The 23,295-nt window shown below is 39.5% G+C and carries 19 protein-coding genes and 1 tRNA gene; 6 read left to right on the top strand and 14 right to left on the bottom strand.

The annotated features are described in order from the left end of the window. Positions 1 to 164: 164 nt before the first annotated feature. From J663_RS05455 to J663_RS05430, 6 genes are all read right to left on the bottom strand, one after another. Positions 165 to 1,046, bottom strand: coding sequence for a metal-dependent hydrolase (locus J663_RS05455; protein WP_033848334.1), 882 nt, complete (start codon positions 1,044 to 1,046; stop codon positions 165 to 167). A 205-nt stretch (positions 1,047 to 1,251) separates the two neighbouring features. Continuing rightward, positions 1,252 to 2,442 (bottom strand): elongation factor Tu, encoded by a 1,191-nt coding sequence (gene tuf, locus J663_RS05450; RefSeq protein WP_005065785.1) that lies wholly within the window; start codon positions 2,440 to 2,442, stop codon positions 1,252 to 1,254. Between the two features lie 95 nt (positions 2,443 to 2,537). Next, complete coding sequence (gene fusA, locus J663_RS05445) at positions 2,538 to 4,676, bottom strand: elongation factor G (protein ID WP_002120436.1); 2,139 nt, start codon at positions 4,674 to 4,676, stop codon at positions 2,538 to 2,540. A 177-nt stretch (positions 4,677 to 4,853) separates the two neighbouring features. Beyond that, the gene (gene rpsG, locus J663_RS05440) at positions 4,854 to 5,324 is read right to left on the bottom strand and encodes a 30S ribosomal protein S7 (RefSeq protein ID WP_001138055.1); all 471 of its coding nucleotides are present in this window, start codon (positions 5,322 to 5,324) and stop codon (positions 4,854 to 4,856) included. Positions 5,325 to 5,484: 160 nt separating this feature from the next. Further along, complete coding sequence (rpsL, locus tag J663_RS05435; protein ID WP_002050319.1) at positions 5,485 to 5,859, bottom strand: 30S ribosomal protein S12; 375 nt, start codon at positions 5,857 to 5,859, stop codon at positions 5,485 to 5,487. A 200-nt stretch (positions 5,860 to 6,059) separates the two neighbouring features. Beyond that, a complete protein-coding gene (locus J663_RS05430) occupies positions 6,060 to 7,379 on the bottom strand; it encodes an EcsC family protein (protein ID WP_002120376.1) in 1,320 nt (439 codons plus the stop codon). A gap of 300 nt (positions 7,380 to 7,679) precedes the next feature. Between J663_RS05430 and J663_RS05425 the strand changes: the two genes are divergently transcribed. The 5 genes from J663_RS05425 to J663_RS05405 all read left to right on the top strand — a co-directional run bounded on the left by J663_RS05425 (position 7,680) and on the right by J663_RS05405 (position 13,134). Beyond that, positions 7,680 to 8,909 carry a beta-ketoacyl synthase N-terminal-like domain-containing protein gene (locus J663_RS05425; RefSeq protein WP_014205967.1) on the top strand — a complete coding sequence of 410 codons (1,230 nt, stop codon included), beginning with the start codon at positions 7,680 to 7,682 and terminating at the stop codon, positions 8,907 to 8,909. Between the two features lie 18 nt (positions 8,910 to 8,927). Next, entirely contained in the window at positions 8,928 to 9,380 is a 453-nt protein-coding gene (gene hemJ, locus J663_RS05420) for a protoporphyrinogen oxidase HemJ (RefSeq protein ID WP_002120291.1), read from the top strand. A gap of 161 nt (positions 9,381 to 9,541) precedes the next feature. Continuing rightward, entirely contained in the window at positions 9,542 to 10,102 is a 561-nt protein-coding gene (locus tag J663_RS05415; protein WP_033848332.1) for a hypothetical protein, read from the top strand. Between the two features lie 385 nt (positions 10,103 to 10,487). Next, complete coding sequence (locus J663_RS05410) at positions 10,488 to 12,113, top strand: NAD+ synthase (RefSeq protein WP_033848330.1); 1,626 nt, start codon at positions 10,488 to 10,490, stop codon at positions 12,111 to 12,113. Continuing rightward, complete coding sequence (locus J663_RS05405) at positions 12,106 to 13,134, top strand: hypothetical protein (protein WP_033848328.1); 1,029 nt, start codon at positions 12,106 to 12,108, stop codon at positions 13,132 to 13,134. The genes J663_RS05410 and J663_RS05405 overlap by 8 nt, the downstream gene beginning before the upstream one ends. Positions 13,135 to 13,177: 43 nt before the next feature. Here J663_RS05405 and J663_RS05400 read toward each other — a convergent pair. From J663_RS05400 to J663_RS05370, 7 genes are all read right to left on the bottom strand, one after another. Further along, positions 13,178 to 13,254 (bottom strand) — tRNA-Met (locus J663_RS05400). Positions 13,255 to 13,411: 157 nt separating this feature from the next. Beyond that, positions 13,412 to 14,368 (bottom strand): carnitine monooxygenase, reductase subunit CntB, encoded by a 957-nt coding sequence (cntB, locus tag J663_RS05395; protein WP_033848326.1) that lies wholly within the window; start codon positions 14,366 to 14,368, stop codon positions 13,412 to 13,414. Between the two features lie 47 nt (positions 14,369 to 14,415). Beyond that, positions 14,416 to 15,867, bottom strand: a complete 1,452-nt coding sequence (locus J663_RS05390; RefSeq protein ID WP_033848325.1) for an NAD-dependent succinate-semialdehyde dehydrogenase — start codon at positions 15,865 to 15,867, stop codon at positions 14,416 to 14,418. A gap of 63 nt (positions 15,868 to 15,930) precedes the next feature. Then, positions 15,931 to 17,046, bottom strand: a complete 1,116-nt coding sequence (gene cntA / locus J663_RS05385) for a carnitine monooxygenase subunit alpha (protein ID WP_033848324.1) — start codon at positions 17,044 to 17,046, stop codon at positions 15,931 to 15,933. 42 nt (positions 17,047 to 17,088) lie between these two features. Further along, the gene (locus J663_RS05380; RefSeq protein ID WP_033848322.1) at positions 17,089 to 18,063 is read right to left on the bottom strand and encodes an alpha/beta hydrolase; all 975 of its coding nucleotides are present in this window, start codon (positions 18,061 to 18,063) and stop codon (positions 17,089 to 17,091) included. 11 nt (positions 18,064 to 18,074) lie between these two features. Further along, positions 18,075 to 19,727, bottom strand: coding sequence for a BCCT family carnitine transporter (locus J663_RS05375; RefSeq protein WP_081404629.1), 1,653 nt, complete (start codon positions 19,725 to 19,727; stop codon positions 18,075 to 18,077). 20 nt (positions 19,728 to 19,747) lie between these two features. After that, on the bottom strand, positions 19,748 to 20,860 hold the full coding sequence (locus tag J663_RS05370) for a tartrate dehydrogenase (protein WP_005803190.1): 1,113 nt from the start codon (positions 20,858 to 20,860) through the stop codon (positions 19,748 to 19,750). Between the two features lie 103 nt (positions 20,861 to 20,963). On the opposite strand from J663_RS05370, the gene J663_RS05365 reads away from it, so the two are divergent. Further along, positions 20,964 to 21,944, top strand: coding sequence for a LysR family transcriptional regulator (locus tag J663_RS05365; RefSeq protein WP_005803192.1), 981 nt, complete (start codon positions 20,964 to 20,966; stop codon positions 21,942 to 21,944). 52 nt (positions 21,945 to 21,996) lie between these two features. Here J663_RS05365 and J663_RS05360 read toward each other — a convergent pair whose 3' ends face one another. Next, positions 21,997 to 23,181: a porin gene (locus J663_RS05360; protein ID WP_033848318.1), complete on the bottom strand. Its 1,185-nt coding sequence runs from the start codon at positions 23,179 to 23,181 to the stop codon at positions 21,997 to 21,999. Positions 23,182 to 23,295 lie beyond the last annotated feature (114 nt).

The following is a 23,295-nucleotide window of genomic DNA, read 5'->3' as shown; positions in this document are numbered from 1 at the left end:
CGTCTTTCGATGTACCAATTAAGTGCAGATGAGGACAGAGAAATATCAGATGAGGTCATTCATAGATACATAAAGGTGCAATATTTGCTCCATGATCTCTTTAAAATAGTTGTAGAAAAATAAAAAAGGGCCTCTATCGGCCCTTTACAGATCATGAATTAAATCTATAAACCTAATTTTGCTTTCCATGTTTTCAATAGACCAACGGTATCTAGGTCATTTGGATGAAAGCCAGGTTTAAAGTATGCTAACATTTCTTTAGCCATACCACTAATAATACCTTTAGATGGGCTATATCCGTATTTATAAATTACTAATAGTTCATTTAAATTCAACTTGTTATCTTGCTTTAATAAACGAAGCACGAAAGATGACTGAATCAAAAAGATTAAAGTCATAGCAAATACCAAAGAACTGGTTCGTAACGCATAAGCTTTTATGCCTTTACCAAACACACCTTCGTACACGTCATAAGCTACGGCTTTATGCTCATTTTCTTCAATCGCATGCCAATACCACATTGTTGACATTGTCTCATCTGTCATAAGCTCTTGAATGTGCTTATTGACCAATAATTGCGAAGCAATAGTAGCGGTAAAATGCTCAAGAGCCGTTGTAGCAGTCAAGTCAACCATTTCTTTTGTCATACCGAAAGGTTTGACAATTTTTACAAAAGTTTTAATGGCTGTTTGAATTGCCGTATCGGTAAATTTCTCTAACGTTTCTACATCATGACCAAACTTTTGAGCAGAAGCATTGAAGTTTACATGCTCTTGAGTATGCATTGCTTCTTGCCCAATGAAAGCACTAATTTCTTTTTGGAGCGCTTCATCATCTTTAATAGCTGGGTGATAACGTACTGCTCTTACACTATCTATAAAGAATTTCTCACCAGCGGGAAACAGTGCTGACAATGCAGTCATAAAGTGTGTGAGTCCAGCAGAACCATTCATCCAATATTCTGGTACATCATTAAAGTCAAAATTCATACGACGTACTGGAAAGCTTGCACCTGCACGATTCGTAATATTCACTTTAGCATTCATACCCAAAGCTCCTTAATAAGTAACCCTAGTTACTCAAACTTTATTGTTCGTTTTCTTGATTCTTATCATACAAAGTTAATAAAAAGGATTAAGGGGAAATAAGGACATTGAAATATCAGTTAGGGCCAGCCTTTATAGTGATTGTTAGACAATTAGGTATAAAAAAAGCGCTCTAAAAAGAGCGCTTTTTTTTCACTGAAAGTGATTATGCAGTTACTTTCGCAACAACACCAGCACCTACAGTACGACCACCTTCACGGATCGCAAAACGTAGACCTGGGTCCATTGCGATTGGGTGGATTAATTCTACTGACATTTCAACGTTGTCGCCTGGCATAACCATTTCAACGCCGTCTTGTAATTGGATCGCACCAGTTACGTCAGTTGTACGGAAGTAGAACTGTGGACGGTAACCATTTAAGAATGGAGTGTGACGACCACCTTCTTCTTTAGAAAGTACGTATACTTCTGCGTCGAATTTAGTGTGCGGCTTGATTGTACCTGGTTTAGCAAGTACTTGACCACGTTGTACGTCTTCACGCTTAGTACCACGAAGTAAGATACCACAGTTCTCACCTGCACGGCCTTCGTCAAGAAGTTTACGGAACATTTCTACGCCAGTTACAGTTGTTTTAACTGTATCTTTAATACCAACGATCTCTACTTCTTCACCAACTTTAACGATACCAGCTTCTACACGGCCTGTTACTACAGTACCACGACCAGAAATTGAGAATACGTCTTCGATTGGCATTAAGAATGCTTTATCGATAGCACGTTCTGGTTCTGGGATGTAAGAGTCAAGCGCTTCAACAAGAGCAAGAACTGAAGACTCACCATATTGACCAGCATCGCCTTCCAACGCTTTAAGCGCAGAACCACGGATAACTGGAGTGTCATCACCTGGGAAGTCATAAGTAGAAAGAAGTTCACGAACTTCCATTTCTACTAATTCAAGTAATTCTTCATCATCAACAAGGTCACACTTGTTTAAGAATACGATGATGTAAGGTACACCAACCTGACGAGAAAGAAGGATGTGTTCACGAGTTTGTGGCATTGGACCGTCAGTCGCAGCACACACAAGGATCGCGCCGTCCATCTGAGCAGCACCAGTAATCATGTTTTTAACGTAATCGGCGTGGCCTGGGCAGTCAACGTGCGCGTAGTGACGAATTGGAGAATCGTATTCTACGTGTGAAGTATTAATTGTAATACCACGTGCTTTTTCTTCAGGTGCTGAGTCGATTTGTGAGTAATCTTTCGCTTCACCGCCGTAAGTTTTTGCACAAATTGTTGCAATCGCAGCAGTTAAAGTTGTTTTACCATGGTCAACGTGACCGATTGTGCCCACGTTTACGTGTGGCTTATTACGTTCAAACTTGGCTTTAGCCATGATGATCTTCCTTTATAAACTACTCATGGAGGGTCACCCCATGAGCACTTGGTTTTTAACTAAGAAATTAGTTTGGGCTTATAGTAATCGAAAGATTACTCGTCGTCACCTTTTTTACCGCCAGCTTGGAATTTAGCGATGATGCCTTCAGCCACGTTACGTGGAGTTTCAGCATATTTAGCAAATTCCATAGAGTAAGTCGCACGACCTTGAGACATAGAACGCATTTGAGTCGCGTAACCAAACATCTCAGCAAGAGGAACTTCTGCACGAATTGCTTTTGTTCCACCAGGAAGATCGTCCATACCTTGAACCATACCACGACGACGGTTTAAGTCACCCATGATATCGCCCATGTAGTCTTCTGGAGTTTCTACTTCAACTTTCATGATAGGTTCAAGAAGGATAGGATCCGCTTTCATGAAACCATCACGGAAGGCATAAGAACCTGCCATTTTGAACGATAATTCGTCAGAGTCGACGTCATGGTAAGAACCGTCGAATAATGTCGCTTTAATACCAACAACAGGGTAACCAGCCAATACACCATTCTTCATACGTTCTTGAATACCTTTGTCAACCGCGCCAAAGAATTCTTTAGGTACTACACCACCAACAACTTCTTCAACGAATTGGTATTCTTTACCAGCTTCTTCAACATCAAGCGGTTCAAGACGTACATATACGTGACCAAACTTACCTTTACCACCAGTTTGACGTACGAACTTACCTTCTTGTTCAACAGACTTTTTGATCGTTTCACGGTAAGCAACCATTGGTTTACCAATGTTAGCTTCAACACCGAATTCACGCTTCATACGGTCAACAATGATGTCAAGGTGAAGTTCACCCATACCAGCAATAATTGTTTGACCAGATTCTTCGTCTGTACGAACACGGAACGATGGATCTTCTTTAGCCAAACGACCTAAAGCGATAGACATTTTTTCTTGGTCTGCTTTAGTTTTTGGTTCAACAGCCAATGAAATTACTGGCTCTGGGAATTCCATACGCTCAAGAGTAATGATGTTTTTCTCATCACATAATGTATCACCAGTTGTAACGTCTTTAAGACCTACACACGCTGCGATATCACCTGCACGGATTTCATCAAGATCTTGACGTTCGTTCGCATGCATTTGCACGATACGACCGATACGTTCACGCTTAGCTTTAACTGGGTTATAAACCGGATCACCTTGTTTAAGAACACCAGAGTAAACACGTACGAATGTTAAGTTACCTACGAATTTGTCGTTCATGATTTTGAACGCAAGCGCAGAGAACGGAGCTTCGTCAGATGCTTCACGAGACGCTTTAGTTTCGTCTTTGTCGTCAAGGATACCTTCGATCGCTTTAACTTCTGTAGGCGATGGTAAGAATTCAATTACAGCATCCAACATACGTTGAACACCTTTGTTCTTGAACGCAGAACCACAAAGCATTACTTGAATTTCAGAAGCTAATGTACGAGCACGTAAACCAGCGATGATGTCTTCTTTAGAAAGATCACCTTCTTCTAGGTACTTGTCCATTAATTCTTCAGAAGCTTCAGCCGCAGCTTCAACCATTTTTGTACGCCATTCGTTAGACGTATCAACTAGGTCAGCTGGGATATCAGCATATTCAAACTTCATACCTTGAGATGCTTCATCCCAGATAATCGCTTTCATTTCGATAAGGTCAACAACACCCTGGAATGTATCTTCAGCACCAATTGGCACAACGATAGGAACAGGATTACCACCTAAACGAGTTTTAACTTGCTCAACAGCACGGAAGAAGTTTGCACCAGTACGGTCCATCTTGTTCACGAATGCTAAACGAGGCACTTTATATTTGTTCGCTTGACGCCATACAGTTTCAGACTGAGGTTGTACACCACCTACAGCACAGTAAACCATGCACGCACCGTCAAGAACACGCATAGAACGTTCAACTTCGATTGTGAAGTCTACGTGTCCCGGGGTGTCAATTACGTTGATACGGTGTTGTTCGAATTGGTTACCCATACCAGACCAGAAACAAGTCGTAGCAGCAGAGGTAATTGTAATACCACGCTCTTGCTCTTGTTCCATCCAGTCCATTGTTGCTGCACCGTCGTGTACTTCACCAATTTTGTGAGATACACCTGTGTAGAACAAAATACGTTCAGTTGTAGTTGTTTTACCTGCGTCAATGTGCGCAGAAATACCGATGTTACGGTAACGAGTAATTGGGGTTTGGCGAGCCATGATGTCTACATTCCTAAATGTTATATTTAAAACAGGACGCACCAATTAAATTGATGCGCGCGAATATCCAAACAGGCAACTTAAATACCTGCAAAGCCCCCACTTTGATAGAGAGCAATGTTGAATCGAGCTGCTGTACGCATGAATATTCTCCTGAATAAGGCCTGTTTTATCCGCTTAGAAACGGTAGTGAGAGAAGGCTTTGTTAGCTTCAGCCATACGGTGCACATCTTCACGTTTTTTGATTGCTGCACCTTTACCTTCAGCTGCATCAAGCAACTCACCAGCAAGACGTAAAGCCATCGTTTTTTCAGAACGCTTAGCAGCAGCATCTACTAACCAACGCATAGCTAAGGCAGTACGACGGGATGGGCGTACTTCCATAGGTACTTGATAAGTAGCACCACCAACACGGCGTGCTTTTACTTCAACCATAGGACGGACTTTTTCAAGAGTAGTCTCGAAAAATTCAACTGGGTCTACTTTGTTTTTTTCTTGAACGCGTTCTAAAGCACCGTAAACGATACTTTCTGCAATAGATTTTTTACCATCTTGCATTACGTGGTTCATGAATTTAGCGATTGTTTGGCTGCTAAATTTTGGATCTGGAAGGATCTCACGAGCAGCGACTACGCGACGTCTTGGCATTTTAATACACCTAATAATATGACACTTCAGGATGATCCAGCAGTTTGTACAAGTGTCATGTACACGACGCTGGCCTTACTATACGTCGCTTGAATTACAAATCTATGAAGAATTCAAACAAGCGAAACGCTAAAGGGCTTATTCGACTAGTTTCCTAGAATTACTTCTTAGGACGCTTAGTACCGTATTTAGAACGTGATTGATTACGATCTTTAACACCAGCACAGTCTAATGAACCACGAACGGTATGGTAACGTACACCCGGTAAGTCTTTAACACGACCACCACGGATAAGAACAACACTGTGCTCTTGTAAGTTATGACCTTCACCACCGATGTAGCTAGATACTTCAAAACCTGAAGTTAAGCGAACACGGCAAACCTTACGCATAGCTGAGTTAGGTTTTTTAGGTGTAGTTGTATAAACACGTGTACAAACACCACGACGTTGTGGACAAGCCTTCAACGCAGGAACTTTGGATTTTTCAACCAAAGTCGTACGACCCTTACGGATCAACTGATTCGTTGTTGCCATATGGCAATTCTCCCGTTATTAAAAAACCTTAAAAAGAAAATACCTCTTTTTAAGGGCACATAATTGTAAGCCAAGATGCAAAAATGGTCAACACGGCAATACTTACCAAATGTTGACCATATCAATGTTTGACAGCACGATTTACAAATTTAAATAGAGGCTATTTTTACTTTTTAAACCTTCACTTTGTAAGCGTATTGTTAAGAGTATTTTTTATCTTCCAATATCTCATCATCATCCTCTGGAGTTAGAGCAGGCTTTTGTTCAGTATGCTCATGTTCTGTCACATGTTTATCAGCAAGTTTTTCTAAGCCCTTATGAACATTTTCCTGAACTTTCTCTTCACTTTTTTCGCTTTCTGTAGGTTTTAACACAATAGATACTTTCGAGATTACCTCGTGATTTTCTACTTTATGATGATGAGCAGCATGAATATTGCCATCTTCACCTACATTTAAAAGTCTTGGGCTTGCTTTTTGAATGAGTGTAACCGCAGCATAATAAGCCTGTAGCGGAGATAAATGCTCACTTGGATGTTCATTTAAATAATGTCTTGCAGCTCCAAAAATCGCCTGAGCTTTATGTCCTACATCTTCTTGTAATTTCCAGCTATATACTGCGCTTAAAACAGCCCCTGCAACTGGGGTAAACTTACCAAAAGCTGAAAGTTTAGGAATACGATTTAACCATTCCCATTTAAACTCCCCTTCTTCATCTGTTAACCAGTTCTTTAAAGTATCTATATCTGTGGTTGATCCTAATACTTGCTGAAATTGATGAATATCTTGAGTTTCCAACATATTTCGTAATGTTTTTAAAGCCAACAAGAGAGTTTGCTTCTCTGCAATCAAGCTAATATCAACTTCTTTAAAAATAAACTCAACAACATCTTGGTCTGCTACCTCCAGCAGATCAAAGCCATGTGACCTTCCTGTCTGGTAAATAGTTCTTAAAACCAAAACCAATGAAACTGGAATATCTACAGCTGCACCAACAACGCCTGATACACCTGTAATTGCACCTTGTACAGTCGCAATGAGCTTATTTTGTTCTATAAGCGCCTGACTTAGACGTTGAGAACGACCTGTATCTTTAGTTAATTCAAATAAATCTTTAGCACCCGCTTCTTCTAGGATTTTTTCAGTTAAGGTACTTTTTGAACTAAAGTCATTTAACCAATTAAATAAGTGGCCTGAGATTTTTTCATCCCAATCTGGCGAAAGAAATGTAGCAACACCATTTACTTTTTTAAAATGTCGACCAAATACCTGACGTGTGACTTTTGGTAAATGTTCTCTTAGCATTTGTTGAGGACTTTCATATTGCTCAACTTCAAATGGGCTTTTTGTTCTCGATCTACCTTCAACAGTTTTTCCAGTTGGGATTGGTTCAATTACCTTACTGACGTCACCTGATTGGTTCTGTTGCAAGATACTCAATCCTGTAGAACTGAGCTTTTTAGCCACTCCGAAGACCTGAGAAAACAAATTGTCAGATTGATTATTATTAAATTTTGTCATCAAGTACCTCGATTTTTTAATTTATCTAATTAGAGATAAATACTAGGTGGAATGTGGATTTATCTCAACTTGAATGTGTGTATTTTAGTTAACCCTAAATGCAACATACTATGTATTTGGTTATTTTTTTTAAATGTAAAATTGTCATAAAGATTTGCCATAAGAAATAAAAATCCTTTCTGCTATCATGTTAACAACGAAAAACATGAGTCCCGTCTTCTTACAGCTATATTCTCCTATTCATTTTCATAGCTGTTGAACACGATAGACTCTTAAATATCACCATAAAGGGACCTGTAGATGAAACGTGTTGTAATCACTGGTATGGGTATTAACTCATGTATCGGTAACTCTTTAGAAGCAGTTACTCATTCACTTCAAAATGGAATCTCCGGGACACGTTTTAACCCAACTTATGCTGAACTCAATTTTAAAAGTCATGTCAGCGCTGCTGCAGAACAAGACTTTGATAATATCGACCGTAAATTAAAACGCTTCATGGGCGTATGTGCGATGTATGCATACAACGCTGCTGTAGCTGCAGTTGAACATGCAGGCCTTACTCCTGAACAACTTGCTGGTAATCCACGTTATGGTATTGCAGGTGGTTCAGGTGGGGGCTCAACTGCTTCTGTTGTTGAAATGACAGAATTATTAGAGACTAAAGGCGCACGTAAAGTGGGTCCATTCTTTGTACCACGTAACATGTCAAACACCATTACTGCAAACGTAGGTGTTGCATTTAAGCTACAAGGTATTTCACATACTATTACAAGTGCTTGCGCAACTTCTGCAGATGCAATTGGTTATGCGTACAACTTAATTCAACTTGGCAAACAAGACCTTATGCTTGCTGGTGGCGGTGAAGAAGATCACTGGTCTCAAAGTTTATTGTTTGATGCAATGGGCGCACTTTGCTCGAAATATAACGACACTCCAGAAACAGCATCTCGCCCATATTCAGCAGACCGTGACGGCTTCGTTATTGCTGGCGGTGGTGGTTTCGTAGTACTTGAATCACTTGAGCACGCGCAAGCACGTGGTGCGAACATTTTAGCTGAAGTAGTAGGTTATGCTGCGAACAGTGATGGCGCGGACATGGTTGCTCCAAGTGGTGAAGGTGCTACACGTTGTGTATTAATGGCACTTGAAGAAGCTAAGCAACATGGCGTAGAGAAAATTGACTATGTAAATACACATGGTACTTCTACTCCAGCTGGTGACATTACAGAACTTAAAGCAATGGAACGTGCATTTGGTGAAGGTAACGTACCTCCTCTTAGCTCAACCAAATCTATGACAGGTCATAGTTTGGGTGCAGCTGGTGTACAGGAGGCTATTTACTCTGTGCTAATGATGCAAAATGACTTTATTGCACCAAACATCAACGTGACTGAACTTGATGAAGGCGCAAAACCTTTCGATATCGTACTTGAAAAACGTGATGCAAAATTGAATACTGTAATGAGTAACAGTTTTGGCTTTGGCGGTGTTAACGCTTGCCTTATTTTCAAGAAGTGGGATGCATAATCCCACCTAGGATTATCGATGGATGCACCTTCTGATGCTTTTTTGTGGGTAAAAGCATTACATATTATTGCCGTGGTTTGCTGGTTCGCTGCTTTGTTCTACTTACCACGTCTATATGTTTATCATGCTATGAGTGAAGATGCTGCAAGTCATCAACGCTTTGAGGTAATGGAACGCAAGTTGTATCGTGGAATTATGTGGCCTTCAATGATTGCTACATTAATTACCGCCCATTTCCTTGTAGAGTGGGGTGATGCAACTCGACATTACCATCAAGCCACATGGTTTTACCTCAAAGTTGGATTAGTGGCTTTATTAGTGATTTATCATTTGGTATGTGGCTATTATCGTAAAAAGCTCATCGGAAATGCTCACTATAAATCACATAAGTTCTGGCGATTCTTTAATGAAATGCCAACCTTAATTTTATTTGCTGTTGTGATTTTAGTTGTTGTAAAGCCTCAGTTTTAACTGGGGCTTTTGCTTTTCTTATCCAAGAATTCTTTTATTCATCCTAATAAAATGCACAATCTATTCAAACAATTATATTTTTCAAAACAGAACTATAAAATTAATCAATACCCTACCTCTTTATTTAGCAATACCTAATCTATACTATGCTAAAGAAATAGATGAACTCATTTAATGGCAAAGCTATGCTAAATTTTAATGCCTTTAAACGCTTAATCCATACACCATTTATTCTTATTACACTTTTTATTTTCCGTCACCTAAAAAACTATCCGATTAGACATTTGACTGCTCAAGAAAAAATATTAGCGCAAATGGTTTTCGGTGACATGCTTGATTGCGAACGGCCTAAAATTATTGCTACGCGCTACCTCCCTTGGCAGAGTTGCGGTATTTTCATGGCCCCAAATGGGAATATTTATGTCAATCCTGCTGATTACAGTGAAAATTACGCTTTAGAATCTAAGTTTATGCAGGGTATTTTTATTCACGAACTCACCCATGTCATGCAATATCAAAAAGGCATTCATGTACTATTTAAAGGTGCTTTATTACAATCAGCCTATTACCTAAGCTTTAAAAGTTACAATCCCTACAAATACACCTATCACCCTGACAAGGCATTTAGTACGTATAATATTGAACAGCAAGGCGAAATTGCGCGCGACATTTGCTCTGGAAAAATCCCAAATATTATCTGTTCACCTCAACTTCATTTGTAACTAAATAATCAATCTCGCTTTGAACGTAACATTTTTTGCGTAATGTAAATGAGAATTCTTATAAATCAGAAATACTTATCTAAACTATAAAAGTGCGCTTATTCAATTCAAATTATTGAAAAAAATAGAACAGACTTATTCCAAATTAGCGTGTGATAAGGCAGTATACAAACAATAAAAATAATGAAGCCTGTTTCTATTCTATACAGAAAATCTCGTTATTTTTACGCAGAAAATATGGGATTGGTATATATTATTGATCTTGACATTTTTGTTTACTATTTTAATTGTTTACTATCGTATCATACACATCGTTGAAAAATTATATTCATAAAAATCAACACTGTGTGTATCTATATTCGTTATGATCTAGGATTAGGTTTGAATGAAAAGTTTTAAAGTTGCCCTTGCTCAGTTTTCTCCGCATATTGGCAATATTGACTCAAACACCCAAAAGATGATTGAGCAAGTAAATCAGGCGAAAAAACAAGACGCTGACCTGATTATTTTTCCCGAGCTTTCTGTTATTGGTTATCCAGCTGAAGATCTATTGTTACGTCCAAATTTAAATAAACGTATGCAAAAGGCTTTTGCACAACTTGCCGAAGTTAAAGATATTGTTATGGTTTTCGGGTTCGTAAACCAGACAGAAGATAGTCAACGTTATAATTCTGCTGCTGTCATGAAAGACGGTCAAGTTTTGGGTGTTTTTAACAAACACAATTTACCAAACTATGGCGTCTTTGATGAAAAACGCTATTTCCAAAAAGGCCATCAGCACTTAGTTTTCGAATATCTTGGGCATAAGTTTGGTGTATTAATCTGTGAAGATATCTGGTCAATTAGCACTGTCAAACAGTTGAGCCAATTAAATGTTGATACAGTTCTTGTACTCAACTCATCACCATATGAAGTCGGCAAACCACAACACCGTATACAGACCTTAAGTGAACTTGCAAAACAACTTCATCTAAATATTGTTTACGTTAACCAAGTGGGCGGACAAGACGATTTAATTTTTGATGGCACAAGTTTTGTCAGCAATCAAAATGGTGAAATTGCTTTACAAGCTCCAAGCTTTAAAGAAGACATTTATATTGCTGAATTTGACCGTGATACAAAGTTATATAAAGTCACTGAATCTGCTCCTGCATTAGAAACGTTTGCTGAGATCTATCAAGGTTTAGTCATGGCAACTCGTGACTATGTAGAACGCTCAGGCTTCCCTGGTGTGATTTTGGGTCTTTCTGGTGGTATCGACTCTGCCCTTACACTTGCGATTGCTGTTGATGCAATCGGTGCTGAAAGAGTCCAAGCTGTAATGATGCCTTATACTTACACTTCTCAAATTAGTGTAGAAGATGCGGCTGAACAAGCCCGCCGTATGGGTGTAACTTTCGGTATTGCTGAAATTCACTCAATCGTAAATAGCTTCATGCAAACCCTGTATCCTTTCTTTGGTAATTCACCAGCTGACGCAACTGAAGAAAATTTACAAGCGCGTGCTCGTGGCACATTGCTTATGGGTTTATCAAACAAGTTCGGTAATTTAGTCCTTGCCACAGGAAATAAATCTGAACTTTCAGTTGGCTACTGTACGCTTTATGGCGATATGGTTGGTGGCTTTGCGGTTCTAAAAGATGTTTATAAAACAATCGTGTTTGAATTAGCAAAATACCGTAATAGCTTAAGTGAAACTCCGGTTATTCCTGAGCGTGTGATTACCCGCCCACCTTCAGCAGAACTTCGCCCGGATCAAAAAGACCAAGACTCTTTACCAGCTTATGATGTATTGGATGCCATCCTGTACGCATACATTGAAGAAGATTTAGGTCAGGCCGACATTATTGCCAAAGGTTTTGATAAAGAAGTTGTTGAAAAAGTCATCCGTTTAGTTGATCGTAATGAGTACAAACGTCGTCAAGGTGCGATTGGCCCGAGAATTACTTCTCGCGCATTTAGTCGCGAACGACGTTATCCGATTGTCAACGGTTGGACAGCGAATGACTGAGCAGAAAAACTCATCAAAAACTACAGCACTTGCTCAAGCACTTTTGCTTGAGCAAGTGGAATTTTTCAAAAAACAATTATCTATAGAAAACTCACCTATTTATTTCCAGCAGTTCATTCAACTGTTTATGCAACATGCTGATGAAATCAAGCTCCATGAGGTTGTTGATTTAGAACAACTACAAGCCGTTGTGAAACGCTATGCTTTTGAAATGCAGCTAGGTGCCGGTTTACTTGAGTTTATTGGGGAAATCGCGCAACGTATTTATTTATCTGCGATGAAGTCTCCAATTCCGCTACAAGATTTGGTCTCTGATCACCAGTTTGAAATGTGGCTTTCTAAATTTTTGGAAATGGAGCATATTCCTCATTATCTTAATCAGTTTTTAAGAACTAGTCCTTCTGTACAACAACTTTGCCAATACATTGCAACCTCAACTTTAGAACAAAAATTACCAAAACTTCTAACAGCATCTAGAGTCGATGACTACCATTTTGAATGGCAACATAAGCTCAAAAAATTCTCTTTTTTACAGCAGCAACGCCTTGAGCATAAACTTGAAACTTGGATTGCCAGTTTTATTCATGAGCAACTCACAGAATTAAGTCTTTTATCGAGTGAAGATTTAGAAAGTCTAGTACGCCATGTTTGGGAAGATATTAGACATAAAAAAATGTATGAATTTATGAAACAGCTCACTCCTCTCGATGTTGAAGAGTTTTTTGTTTTAATCTATGAATACTGGAAAGAATTACGCCAGTCACAATTTATGCAAGATCTGATTTTGTATGGCGTGGAAGTTTTTTATGACTTTTATAAAGATCAAAGTTTATTTGAAGTATTAAGTGAGATTGGATTAACTGAAAGCGACTTACAAACCGAAGCTTTACGTTTTTATCCGAAGGTTATGGATGCCTTTAATGAGCACGGTATTTTAGAACCTTTACTTCAAGCGCTTTTAGCTCCCTTTTATCAAAGCTCAAAAACACTTGATATAATTGAAAAACATTTCAATGAGTAAAAAATAGATAAAAAGAAACCACGCAGGAGCGTGGTTTTTAAAATGGTGGCTATGACGAGACTTGAACTTGTGACCCCCGCATTATGAGTGCGGTGCTCTAACCAACTGAGCTACATAGCCGTAAACTGTGTGCGCATTATCTATAGTTCTGTATAGCAGGTCAATAGGTAAAAACCCTTAATGCCCATCAATTGAACAAATAAGATTCAGATCATCATTATTTGTTCTTTTTTTAGCATCTTTTTGCTTTAAACAATTGATCGGCCACAGAAATATATTAAAGATCTAATACTAGTTTTTTACCTTTAGCTCTCGACACACAAATCATCATGCTCTTCTGTGAAGCCTTTTCTGCATCACTTAAGTATTGATCAAAGTGATCTGCTTCACCTTCTAAAATAGCAGTTTCACATGTACCGCATACGCCTTCGCGACATAAGCATTCCACATCAATATTTAATGTTTCAATAGCTTGTAAAATCGTCTGATTACTTTGTACTTCAATTTCTTGATTAGATTTGGCAAGTACCACTGTAAATGCTTCACCATCTTCAGGAACTGTTGAGGCAAATTGTTCCCAGTGAATGTATTCATCGCGGTAACGGTGCTTATTACAGCAATCAATCACAGCATCAATCATGGGTTTCGGCCCACAAACATACACATGTGTGCCTTTAGGTTGTGATGAAATCAATTCATCCAGCTTTAATGAGCAACCTTCTGAGTCAACATAACTAAACACATGTTCTGCATGTTTCTGCTTTAACTCATCTAACAAAGCCGCATGTTCAGGTGAGCGGTAAGCATAATGTAGCTCAAAATCTGCACCACGTGCTGCAAGCTCGTCCATTTGAGGCAAGAATGGTGTAATACCAATTCCACCTGCAATTAAAATATGTTTATTGCCTGTTTCAGCTAATGGAAATAAATTTTTTGGTTCTGAAATCTGAATTTCACAGCCTTCATTACACTGATCATGCATAAACACTGAACCACCCTTACCTTCCACATCTTTACGAACACAGACTTGGTAAGTTGATAAATCTTGCGTACAGCTCATCAATGAATATGCATTTGAAAGCTGTTCATTCATTTTGACAATAATATGGCTTCCCCCACTAAATCGAGGAAAGTTCTGCCCATCTTGACGTTTGAACGTAAACCGTTTGATTAAAGGGGTTAGCTGTTCCACACGAGTAACAACCGCTGGGAACATTTCATAATGACTCGCCATATTAGAATCCTTCTTTTACCGCATATTTTTGTTGTTAGGGCTTATCCTTAAAGCCCTAAACACATGTATTTAATGGTCATGAATTCTTCAAGACCATATTTTGAGCCTTCACGCCCAACACCTGATTGTTTCACACCACCAAATGGTACAACTTCATTTGAAATTGCTGTGGCATTCATACCGACCATTCCATATTCAAGCTGTTCTGACACTCGCCATAAACGTGAAATATTTTCGCTATAAACATACGCAGCCAAACCGAAGATCGTGTCATTTGCTTGAGAAACGACGTCTGCTTCATCTGTAAAGCGAATAAGCGGCGCAACTGGACCAAAAATTTCTTCTTGGACAATTTCCATCGTACGATCAACATTCGTTAAAACGGATGGCTCATAGAAGGTTTGTCCTAAAGCATGCTGTTTACCGCCGCAAGCAATTTTAGCGCCTTTGCTCACTGCATCATCAATCAACTGTTGTGCTTTTAACACTGCTTTTTCATTAATTAATGGACCAATTTGCATACCATCTTCAAGTCCATTACCGACTTTAAACTTTTGTACTTCTTGTACAAACTTCTCGGCAAAAGCTTGATAAATATTGTCATGTACATAAATGCGGTTAGCACAAACACAGGTCTGGCCTGCATTACGGAACTTGGCAAAAATCGCACCTTGTACAGCTTTATCTAAATCGGCATCGTCAAATACAATCAGAGGAGCATTTCCGCCCAACTCAAGCGCCAATTTTTTAATGGTGCTTGAACACTGCTGCATTAATAAACGGCCCACTGGCGTTGAGCCAGTAAAGGTCAATTTCTTCACTTTTTCATGCGAAGTAAATACTGAGCCAATTTCTTGAGATTTACCGGTAACAACATTAATTACACCAGCTGGAATACCTGCTTTTTCGGCAAGTTTCGCAATCGCTAAAGCACAGTAAGGTGTTTCATTTGCTGGCTTAATCACTATCGTACATCCAGCTGCTAAAGCTGGTGCTGCTTTACGCGTAATCATAGCAATTGGGAAATTCCACGGCGTAATAGCAGCCACAACACCCACAGGTTCTTTACTAATAATAAAACGCTGCTGATTATTGACGGTTGGAATCACATCGCCATAAATACGCTTGCCTTCTTCGGCAAACCATTGAATAAATGATGCAGCATAACGCACCTCACCTTTCGCTTCTGCCAAAGGTTTGCCTTGTTCAATGGTCATAATTAAAGCAAGTTCATCGGTATGTTCGAGAACCAGTTTGTACCAAGCCAATAAAATATCTGCACGGTTTTGGGCAGTTAAAGCTTTCCAACTTTGTAAAGCCGTATAAGCAGCCTCAACTGCTTGAGTCGCCTCAGCCGCTCCCATATTTGGAATTGTGCCAATTTCTTCGCCTGTTGCTGGGTTAGTCACTGGAACCGTTGCATTTGACTGTGCAGCTAGCCATTGCCCGTTAATATAGGCTTGTTGCTGAAATAATTCAGTACTTTGTAAACTCGACATATCATCTTCCTAATTGAAGAGTCAGGTGTAAATCATCTTTACACCTGAATAAATCCATTTGTTTTATTTGTGATGCTGCGCCACTAAATGCTGGAAGTAAGCAATACCATGTTCACTGATACCAGAGCGTTGCTTGTCAGTCATAATACGGCCTTGACCTCGATAACCACGTGATTTCAAACCACGTTGTACGCTTTCTACCAAGTTCAAATCTTCAGGACGGAATACATTCCGATACCACTCAATCAAATCTTTCTGATCTTGAGTGAGTTCTTCGTTGGTGAAATAAATATCGTAATGCTGCAAAGTCGTTTCTGCATCTACTGGAAACTCATAGATTACAGTCATGAAATTACTGCCCGGTGGTACGTTGAACATCGTGCAAGGCCAAGTCCAGAAACCGTGAAATTCAGGATCTGTTACAGATGGATCAAGCTTGAATGATTTCTCTGATGAACGAGCAAAACCGTACTGTAATGTCCAGTTTTGATGTGTGGTATGCCAATATTTATCAACTTGTACCGAATCGGCAAAACCAGGATGTGCAGGCCCACAGTGGTAACATTCTAGATAATTATCGACAATTACTTTCCAGTTTGCTGGCGTTTCTGTCACGAAACGTGCTGCCAGTTTCAAATCTTTAATTACGCTACATGCTTGATTTAAACGCTCAGCAAATTCCGGAAGCTGGTCTTCTACGCATGTCGCACTTTCATCCATATTAATGAAAACAAATCCTGCATATTCCTCAACTTTTAAAGGCACCATGCTTGAGTTTTCTTTATCGAAAGATTCAACATGATCACAATTACGTGCCAAAGCTAAGCTACCATCTAGCTTAAATGTCCAAGCATGATATGGACAAGTAATTACATTTTTTGCTTTACCACTGCCACTTAAAAGCTCGTGACCACGGTGCGGACATACATTATAAAACGCACGTAAAACACTATCTTTACCACGAATGATGACAATATTTTCACCAATTACTTTACGGGTAATATAGTCATTTGGTTGTGCCAATTCACTGCCATGTGCAACACAAATCCAGCTTTTAGCAAAGATTGCTTCTTTCTCATGCTCAAAAACTTGCGATGAAGTATAGAAAACTTTAGGGAAAGTCCATGCAACATCTGGGTTTGCGCAAAAATCTTCAGGTAATTTTTCAACTGCACTCATGTTTTTACTCCATTAAATTCTTTTCGTCCAAATGACTCGATATTAAATTGATATCTTTTCGACACTGCCAAACATGCGGCGTATCGCACTCAGCACGTTTTGATATAACTGTTGAACTTCAGGGCAATCACGCATGAGACGTAAACTGCCATGTAACAAACCTTTGCCTAAATGGAACTCGTTAGGGATACCTGCTTGTTCCAATTTTTGGGTAAAGAAATAACCGTCATCACTTAAAGGGTCATACTCTGCAACGGCTACAAAACTCATAGGCATATCTGAAAAATCAGTTGCCAATAAAGGTGCTAGACGTAAATCCTGCCAATCTTGTGAATTCGGTGCATATTCCTTTAAATAAAAATGCATATCTTCCGTTGTAAGTAACGGCGCATGGGCATGCTTTTGTGCGGCTGGTGTATCAAGTGCTGTAGTTAAACACGGATAAACCAAAGCCAGACCTTGAGCTTGTAAACCACTATGCTGTAGATGCACTGCAAGAGCTGCTGCTAAGTTACCGCCTGCGCTATCGCCTGCTAGAACGATATTTCCGCTATCAAACTGCCAGTCAGAACCATGCTGTTTAAGCCATTGATAAACTGCTAAACAATCTTCAAAAGCTGCTGGAAAGCGATGCTCTGGTGCCATGCGGTAATCCACACCAATGACAACTGCATTTAGGTCCTGACACAAATAACTGGTAATAAACTCATGTGAATCGAGGCCACCCACCATCCAACCGCCACCATGTAAATACAACACACATGGCCAACCAGCTTCAGGTCGTTTAGTTTTTGGTGAATAGATGCGAACAGGTACTGAATGCTCTTCATTTGCAATCACTCGATCTTCTACATCTAACTTGTCATCACGTGGCAAAGTGTAGTGTCGGCACATCGCGTCATATGCCGCGCGGACTGAGTCAATATCTGCATCTGCTGGTGAATAAATGCTGTTCCAGTACACTAGACTTTGCATTTCTTCACTTAAGACATAAGTGGTCTGTTCACATGTAGTCATTACCGTTCCCTCTAGCTGGTTTTTCTATCCAGTTTGATTGAGCTTGCTAGCTCAAGTTGCATCCGTTTTGCATGTTCATCTTGAGTCTGGTTTAAACCAATTTCCGCATCATCATAACCTTGTTGCTCAATTAAATGTGATGGGACTTTGGCATAATCCTGAATCAACCATTTCACTAAGCCATAGGTTTGAATCAGAATAATCACAATGAATGGTAAAGCCGTCACAATAGTTGCTGTTTTCATTGTGTCTAAAGGTGCCTTACTAAAGATCATGGCAATCGGAACCAAAGTCAGCATGACACACCAGAACAGACGGGCATTTGGCGATGGATCTTGCCCTTCACTTAAACCGCGTGTACATGTTGCTGAAACCGCATACCCAACCGCATCCATATGTGCTGCCAAGAACACCACCATAATGCCGAGGAAAATCCACATCATCAGCTTTCCAGCAGGTAATAGGCTGAGCAATTGACCAATTGCAACCTCACCACCCTGTTGGCTTAAGATTTGCGGTACATTAACAGCCCCATGAATAAAGCTATAAACGCTGTAGTTTTCAAACACACCAAAGATGAACCAAAGACCAACACTACCGCCAATTACCATGGCAAAGATCACCTCTTTAATAGTACGGCCTTTAGAAACACGCGTTACGAACAGTGCCACACCCGGTGCATATGAAATCCACCACAACCAGTAAAATACAGTCCATTCACGGGTAAACTTGCCATCACCCATTGGGTCGGTAAACAAGCTCATGTCGACAAAGTTGGTTGCCATTAATCCAAAACTCATTAATGAATTATTCAAAATGAATTGAGTCGGACCAAAGCAAAGTACATAAATCGCAAATAACACTACACCTAAGCACACCATGTGGCTTAAACGCTGCATGCCCTTGTCCATACCTACATACGAACTAAGTGCGAACAGAACCGAAACTGCCAAAATAATGATGACTTTGGTCATAAAGGTATTTGGGATACCTGTGAGTTGAGACAAAATATTGGTAAATGTCACGGCAGTGAGTACAAGCGAAATCGTTAATGCACCAAACATGCAAAGCAAGAACATTAAGTCGACTAAACGCCCAACCACACCTGTTGATTTAAAGCCTGTCACCGCTTCAATCACAGAAGCCAAACTTAAGCCTTTGTTTTTTCTAACATGGTAGCTGTAGCACAAAGAAATTGATGCCAAAGCATAAATTGCCCATGCACTTAAACCTGAGTGAAAAAACGAGTAAGCCACGCTATATTTCAATGCTTCTGCTGACTCAGGCGGTAAGCTCAAACCAGGTGTTTGATAATAGTAAGCCCAATCCAAAAAGCCCCAGTACAATGTAGAAGACCCGATACCCGACAAGATGAACATAAAAATCCATGACATCGTGGTGTATTGAGGCTTTCCTTCACCGAGTTTGATTTTGCCGTATTTACTAAAAGCTAGACCAAAAGTAAAAATAATGGCTAAAAAAGCAAACAGTAATACTGGGGTGGTAAATACCGATGTCGTCCACTGCATCCATGTTGCAGCGATCTTGATCGACTCTTGCGAATAAATCGCCAAACCAGCAACTGAAATAAATACAAACAGTAAACTGGTTACGGCAAGAACTTTATCCGTATAAATTTTTGTGTTTTGATTATCCATATCCATACATCCATTTTTGGATGGCGTTATTCCATAGCGAACACGTCCATTTTAATTTGGGCTACACACGATGCAATTGCATCTCCTACCTCATAAGTTTTTGCCTGACCGCCGATATCGGCTGTCTTTGGCCCATTAATTAATACATTCTCAATCGCCTGCATAATGTCCTGACCTGCTTGAATGCAGCGTTCATCATCTTCGCCAAAGAATTCGAACATCATGGCACCTGACCAAATCGCAGCGATTGGGTTGGCAATTTGTTTACCGTAAATATCTGGTGCTGAACCATGTACAGGTTCAAACAATGATGGGAATTTTCTTTCTGGGTTTAAATTTGCCGAAGCAGCCAAACCAATAGTTCCTGTACATGCAGGGCCTAAATCGGAAAGAATGTCGCCAAATAAATTCGATGCAACAACCACATCAAAGCGTTCAGGTTGTAAAACAAAACGAGCTGCTAAAATATCAACGTGCTGTTTATCGGCCTGAATTTGTGGATATTGTTTTGCCATCGCATCAACGCGTTCATCCCAATACGGCATGCTGACGGCAATACCATTTGATTTGGTCGCTGCTGTAATTTTTTTCGCGTCACGCTGATTTGCAAACTCAAATGCATAACGCAAAATGCGATCTACGCCATGACGTGTAAATACAGCTTCTTGTAAAACAAACTCTCGATCTGTTCCTTCAAAAGCCTTACCACCAATGGCTGAGTATTCTCCTTCACTGTTTTCACGGACCACGTAGAAGTCGATATCGCCCGGTTTTTTACCTACTAGGGGACATTTAACACCCGGCATTAAGCGCACTGGACGTAAATTCACATATTGGTCAAAACCGCGACGGAACTGGAGCAGCGAACCCCATAGTGAAATATGGTCAGGTACTTTATCTGGCCAGCCTACAGCGCCAAAATAAATTGCATCATAGCCCTGCAAAGTTTCAAACCAGTCATCTGGCATCATTTTGCCGTGCTCAAGGTAGTAATCGCAGCTTGCCCAATCGAAAGCATCTAACTGAAGCTCAATACCATGCTTCTCTGCTGCTGCCTTTACAACCTTAATGCCTTCTGGTAGAACTTCTAAACCAATGCCATCGCCTGCAATCGTGGCAACTTTATATCTTTTTGCCATAAGCTTCCTTCACACCTTCGACTAATATCCTTGTATGGCTTAAACATGATGTTTTAAGCAAAAATGATCAACAACAGAACTATCACTCCAATGGACACGGATCGTGAACAATCTACCTAACCTATCGGATTTAAAGGTTTTTTGCACAGTCGCCAAACTAAAAAGTTTTGTCGAATCTGCTGAGGAACTAGGGACTTCGCCTGCTTTTATTAGCAAGCGAATTAATATTTTAGAAAACACGTTAAGCTGCAAACTTTTTCATCGCAGCACGCGTCACGTTAGTCTGACAGAAGATGGCAAACTCATCCTTGAGAGAGTTTCAAATATTCTTGAAGAATTTGATGAAGTCTGTGAACTGGTAAATAACCCACTCAGTACGCCTACCGGTCGTATGGATATTATTAGTAGCTTTGGTTTTGGCAGAAAGCATATTGCACCAATTCTGTCTAAATTAATGATGCTTTATCCAAAACTTCAGATTCATTTTGACACCATCGACAATACCAAAGACTTGATTCAACACAGTATTGATTTGGATATTAGAATTGGTAATGAAATTGCGCCAAACATGATTGCGAAGAAGTTAGCTTCTAATTTTCGAATTTTATGCGCAGCACCGAGCTATTTACTTAAACACGGCGTACCAGACAGCATTGAAGACTTGCAAACACATGATTGTTTGACGATTAGTGAGCGTGATCAATCGTCTGTGCTATGGAAATTTAGGCATGCTTCTGAAGATGTCTCAGTGCATATCAAACCACGTTTTGTTTCGAATAACGGCGAAATTATTCATCAACTTGCCATAGAAGGCCACGGGATTATTTTCCGATCAATTTGGGATGTTGCAGATGAATTAATTACAGGTCAACTCCAACACATTTTGCCCGAATATTGGCAAGATGCTGATGTTTGGGCAGTTTATCCATCACGACTCAAAAGCTCATCTAAATTACAAACCTGTATTTTGTTTATTCAAAACGAATTGCTCAATCGTTTACAGCATGTACAAAACCTAAGTCGTGGACAACTCATTTCACCAGCCTTCAAACGAGATCCACCACCTGAAAAAGTCTTTCTATAAAAAAGCCCTAAGTGAAGTGTATTCACTTAGGGCAATAAATCGCTTTTAAATTTTAAAAATAATATCCGATTGAAAGATAAAATAATTTATCCCAATCATTACTGCTACCTTGTGCAAGGCCATCAGCCCCACCACCAACCATTGGATCATTTTTACTCATAATGTATTCACCCTGAATACCAATGGCTTTGTAATTAAAATAAACCCCTGCAATTAAGCGTTCAGAGTCTTTATAACCATTCTCATCTTTAAAGAAGCGGCTATGAGAGATATAAGGTTTAATATTTTCAAGTTTGTGGAATGACTGAGCAAAGGTATAGTTAATTTCATTAACCAAATATTTACCCTTATTAGCGACTTGATACGGGTAATCAAATGCTCCAATGGTTGAGCTATTTGGAAATAAATTATCGCCATTCGTGACATCTTGCTTGCCCGCTAAGAACATCCATTGCCATGCTTGATATTGTGTTTGAGCAAAAACGTTCCATGACTTGCGGTGTCCATCTTCGTCTGTTCTTTTATTTTCTAAATCAGAGTACCAAACTGAACCACCTAACTCGGTCGAAAATTTTTGAGCTTTATCAAGTTCAAATTTTCTAGATCCTCGAGCAATCCACATATTCTTTTCTTCGATATTAGTACCTGTGGTTAAATCATCAGCTTCCACAAAGTTACCACTGTATCTGCTTGAGTCCTTTGAAGTTCCCTTATAATTTCCGCCATCAGTGGGATAGAATCCTAGGGTCAAATTATATTTATCATCTGCAAATTTATATTTAATCCCCAGATTATCGATATCTTCTAAACCGACAGTATTTAAAAGAGTTTCGTAATAGCTACTTCCCCAAAATTCGCCAAAGCCAAAATCAACGGGTTGCAAACCTGCCGTGATTCTCTGCTGATCAGATAATTTATAACCTACCCAAGCTTTTTTTAGAAAAATCGCATCACACAAGCGATCATATTGATAACAACGGGCATCCGCACCTGCAATCCAATCTGGATTTTCATAACCTAGCACTAATTTAATATCAGTTAATCGCCAATCATCATTTTGAGAACCTTCATTTGCATCAACTACATAATCTTTATGCAAATAGCGGGAACGTACTGCGCCAGAAATTTTAAACTGACCAGAATCTAAAGTTGGATCTCCCCAACTTAGATCAGCCGCAGAAGCCTCTACTCCCGCCGTTAAACTTAAAATTCCTAAAAATAATAATGACCTTTTCATGTCTTCAACATCCTTGTTAAGTGTTATAAGAACATGAAGAAATTGATCTAGACAAACAATGCCATAACTATAAAGTCGGTCTTTACAAACTGTGTTTAATCAAAAAATGAGCAT

Origin of the sequence: Acinetobacter sp. 826659 (assembly GCF_000588515.1) — a bacterium.
In the GTDB taxonomy this organism is placed as follows: domain Bacteria; phylum Pseudomonadota; class Gammaproteobacteria; order Pseudomonadales; family Moraxellaceae; genus Acinetobacter; species Acinetobacter pittii.
Note: the sequence above shows the minus strand (reverse complement) of the source record. Positions and strands in the feature narration are given on the sequence as shown.